Annotated in this window: 2 protein-coding genes and 1 pseudogene; all 3 read right to left on the minus strand. The window is 65.8% G+C overall.

Features of this window, described 5'->3' with window-relative positions:
- Positions 1–70: 70 nt before the first annotated feature.
- Positions 71–268, minus strand: a complete 198-nt coding sequence (locus tag AB0J42_RS37445) for a hypothetical protein (protein ID WP_364303300.1) — start codon at positions 266–268, stop codon at positions 71–73.
- A gap of 240 nt (positions 269–508) precedes the next feature.
- Positions 509–1,303, minus strand: coding sequence for an IS21-like element helper ATPase IstB (gene istB, locus AB0J42_RS37450; protein WP_364303302.1), 795 nt, complete (start codon positions 1,301–1,303; stop codon positions 509–511).
- 7 nt (positions 1,304–1,310) lie between these two features.
- Positions 1,311–2,949: pseudogene (istA, locus tag AB0J42_RS37455) on the minus strand (IS21 family transposase); the annotation flags it as partial.
- Positions 2,950–3,186 lie beyond the last annotated feature (237 nt).

Here is a 3,186-nt window from a genome sequence, read left to right on the forward strand (position 1 = left end):
AGGGCTTTTCGTCGTTTCCACTAGGCCGTAACGCGCCGACCTGCGGTTTCAGGCCCGAACGCGCCGTGGATCATGGATTAGCTGCGGAACGCAGGTGGAAGTCGCCGCGCCACAACAGCGCGCTGCCCTCACAGGTCAGGCGGTAGGCGGCGTCGGCGGTGAAGCGGTCATCAGCGATCACCACGCGGGCAGGTGGCGGCGAGCCGTTTTCGGAACGCCAGCGGGCGGACCGGGCTTCGCCGTCTTCGGTCCAGCAGATCTCGAGCACTCAGGCTCCTCATGATTGAACCAGTGATGGTCATGAAGAGCACTTCGTCCCGGCAGATCAGCCTGTGGCGGCCTCCCGCGAGGAAGTGCGCGCCGAGGCGTCGCCGAGAACCATGCCGGGCGGTGGGAACGACATGATCAACCTCCTCGTGGGATCTAGAACCGTCTCATACTAGGGCTTGTCGACGACTCGTATGATCGCCCCGGACACGGCCTGGCCGGGAATGCCCCGTGCTGGTCGTCAGCCCGCGACGTGTTGCTCAGCGCGGGCGCGGGTCTGGGCCAGCCGATAGGAGTCGGTGCCGGTCTCGATGATGTTGCCGCCGAAGGTGAGCCGGTCGACGATGGCCGCGCAGAGGCGGGGGTCGGTGAAGGTCTTGGTCCAACCGCCGAAGCTGTCGTTGGAGGCGATGGCGACGCTGTTTTTCTCCTCTCGCTCGGTCAGAACCTGAAACAGCAGCTCAGCGCCGCGCCGGTCAAGTTCCATGTAGCCCAGTTCGTCAATGCAAAGGAGATCGACACGGCCGTAGCGGGCAATGGTCTTGGTCAGCTGCTTGTCATCGGCGGCTTCGACCAACTCGTTGACCAGCTTGGTGGCCAGGACATAGCGGACCCGGAACCCCTTCATCGCGGCTTCGGTGCCCAGCGCGATCAGCAGGTGGGACTTGCCGGTGCCCGAGTCGCCGATCAAGCACAGCGGCTGGCTTTTCTTCACCCACTCGCAGGTGGCCAGGGTGTGGATCACGGCCGGGTCGATATTAGGGTTGGCGTCGAAGTCGAAGGCTCGCAATGACTTGTCTCGGGGAAAAGCGGCGGCTTTGATCCGGCGCTCGGAGCGACGGCGGGCACGGTCGTCGCACTCGGCCATCAGCAGTTCTGCCAGGAACCCGAGATAGGACATCTGCTCGCGGGCAGCGGCGTCGGCGAGTTCGGGAAACTGGGTGCGGATGGTGGGCAGGCGCAGCATGCGGCAGGCGGAATCGACGGCGGCGGTGGCAGCTTGCTCGGTCAGCCCGCGGTGACGTTGAACGGTCACGGCATCTCTCCCTCGTATTCGAGACGCCCGGCGCCAGAGCGGGTGCGTCGCAGTAGCTGGTCATAGACCGCCACCGAGGGCAGCGGCCGAGTGTCGGGCGGCAGCTGCGCCAGCCGCCGTTCGGTCAAGAACGTCACCGTCGCGCCCTCCGGCAACGCCTTTTCCTGCGGCTGGTCGCAGGACTCGGTAGAAGCAAGCTCGTCGGCTTCTGCTGCTTTACGGGCTTCCAGGGCGACGGCGTCAGCGCTCAGCGCGCCAACGCGCAGCGCTGAGGCCAGACCGGCGACGAGGTGCTCGTGCGCCATGTGCCGGCCCAGCAGCAGCACCTCGATCAACGCCCGGGTGCCGTCTTTGTCGCCGTGGGCTTTGCAGGCCGCCGCCCACCAACTGTCGTGCACGGGGGTGAACTTGCCCGCCGCGCGCGCCTGCTCCAGCGCGGTCGCCCCGGGCAGCGCGCCGGGCTTGCGGACCAGCACCTCCAGGTAATGATCCAGCTCTAGGCGGCAGGATGCCTTGGCCATCAGCCGCTCGTGCCGGGCAACCTCCTCCTGTCCGTCGTAGACCACCAGCTCAGAGGCGTGCAGCATTACCCGGACCTTGCGGCCGATCAACCGCGCCGGCACCGAGTAGCGGTTGGTGCGCACGCTGATCTGGCTGTAGCGGTCCACCCGCGCCGACAGCAGCAGGCCGGTCTCGAACGGCTCGTCGGGCACCGGCTTGAGCAACGGCCGCTCGATGGCGAAATGCTCGCCTACCGTCCGCGGTCGGCTCCCGATTCGGCGGGCCTCATCTTGTTCATCCCAAAGCTCGATCATCGCGTTCAGCTCCGCCAGGGAATCGACCTCGGGGACAGGGACGAGGTGGTTGCGGCGAAACCAGCCGATGTCGCCCTCCACCCCGCCTTTCTCATGGGCGCCGTCCTTGCCCGGCTGGCAGTAGAAGGCCTCCAGCCCGTAGTGGGAGCGAAACGCCGTCCACCGCTTGGTCTCCACCCGCGCTCGGGAAAACCCCAGCACTTGGGCGACTGCGGCCTTGAGATTGTCGTAGCGGACCTTGCCGCTTGGCACCCCGCCCAGCACTCTGAAGGCGTGGACGTGTCCTTCGAAGAACGCCTCCTGACCACCGGAGGCAAAGATGCGGTGCACGGCCTTACCCGAATACGACAGCCGGAAGGCGAACAGACAGCACTTGACCTGCTCACCGGCCAGCCGGACGGTCACGTCTCCGAAGTCGACCTCCGCCTCGACTCCAGGCAGATGCGACTGCGGAACGAAGGCATTGCTCGGCCCACGGCCAGCCTCGATCCGGATCTCCGGCCGCCGCTGAGCAACGTAGGCGCGCACCATCTGATACGACACCGCGCCCGCATCGTGCTCATCGACCAGCCGATCGAAGATCCGTTTGACGGTGTGGCGCTGTTTGCGTGGGGCGTCCAGGTCGGCCCGCAGCATCTGATCGATCAACGGCTTGTAGGAGTCCAGCTTCGTCTTGCGGGGCGGCAGCTTCTTACGCGGCTCGGGCCACGCCGAGGTGAGGGCTCTTTGGACCGTCCGAAAGCCCACGCCGTATTTGTGCTGCAGAGCCCTGCTGGCCATGCCTGCCCGGGCATCACGGCGGATCGCCGCGTACAACTCGATCTTGGACATCGGTGGCACGGGTGCCCCCTCACCGCGAGAAGCACCCTGATGGTCTCACTGCAAGTCCTTGAGCGCTGCCAAATCTCGACGACATCGCCTCACGTCAGCAAGACGCGCTGTCGGGGCTGACTAACAAACGCTGCTGAGTCTCAGAGGGCGGTCTGTGAGCCTATGCCCGTGATGTCGTACTGTGATCGAGTGAATCTGTAGCGTTATGCCCGGCTGGTGAGCGTGGACGTGCTGAGA

Origin of the sequence: Nonomuraea sp. NPDC049649 (assembly GCF_040675175.1) — a bacterium.
Taxonomy (GTDB): Bacteria; Actinomycetota; Actinomycetes; order Streptosporangiales; family Streptosporangiaceae; genus Nonomuraea.